Source organism: Dellaglioa sp. CoH-57-MRSF-18 (assembly GCF_056781995.1).
In genome coordinates, this window is record NZ_JBXAXX010000237.1 from 1 (window position 1) to 261 (window position 261).

General features: G+C 54.0%; 1 protein-coding gene. It reads right to left on the reverse strand.

The genetic code is table 11. The features are described 5' to 3' along the window. Positions 1 to 261: DNA gyrase subunit A (locus tag AC1RPG_RS08840; protein ID WP_481762614.1), on the reverse strand; the 261-nt coding region annotated here is incomplete at both ends.

The window sequence follows — 261 nt, forward strand, 5'->3', positions numbered from 1 at the left end:
GTGCGAGTATTTGAGGGTCTTCGCAAAATCGCGCGGCGTCAGGTCCTCACCCTTAAGCATCCGTTGCAGGATAGCGACCACGGACTCCGGCGTAAACGTAGGAAGGCTCGTCGTAATACCAACACCGATACCTTCGCCGCCGTTCAGCAGAACGTTCGGCAGCATCGCCGGAAGCGTCACAGGCTCGATGTCCGAATCATCATAGTTCGGGACAAACGTCGTCACCTCTTTATGAATGTAGTCCGGATTGAGAAAAGAATG